At 73.5% G+C, this 461-nt stretch carries 1 pseudogene; it reads right to left on the bottom strand.

The features are described 5' to 3' along the window. Positions 1–106 precede the first annotated feature (106 nt). Positions 107–461 (bottom strand): annotated as a pseudogene (locus DVK01_RS21330) (CDP-alcohol phosphatidyltransferase family protein); the annotation flags it as partial.

Genomic DNA, 461 nt, shown 5'->3' on the forward strand with positions numbered 1-461 from the left:
CCGCGGCGACGGTGTCGGCTCGGGGTCGCGTCGCCCCGCGCCGAACCGAGTCGATTCGAGCGTGGGGCGTGGTTGGCTGAGTCGAAGTTTGACGGGGTGGGGAAGGTCAGGTCAGGTCGCCCCACGCGCCCCAGAAGCGCTGGACCGCGGTGAGGTGGCCGACGACGGCGAAGAACACGAGGAGCCAGCCGGCGAGCGTCAGCCCGCCGACGGCGTCGGGGTAGACGGCGGACGCGAGGCCGACGAAGCCCATGAGCGCCAGTCGGTCGGCGCGCCCGACGAGGCCGCCGTAGGCGCGCCCGAGGCCGACCGCCTGAATCTGCGTGCCGAGGTAGGAGGTCATGAGGACGCCCGTGACGGCCGCGAGGCCCAGCGCGAACGAGTCGATGCCGGCGGCGAGGCCGACGAGGACGACGATGTCGGCGTAGCGGTCCAGCACGTGGTCGAGCAGGTCGCCGGCC

It is taken from the genome of Haloarcula sp. Atlit-120R, from assembly GCF_003665885.1.
Lineage (GTDB): Archaea > Halobacteriota > Halobacteria > Halobacteriales > Haloarculaceae > Haloarcula > Haloarcula taiwanensis.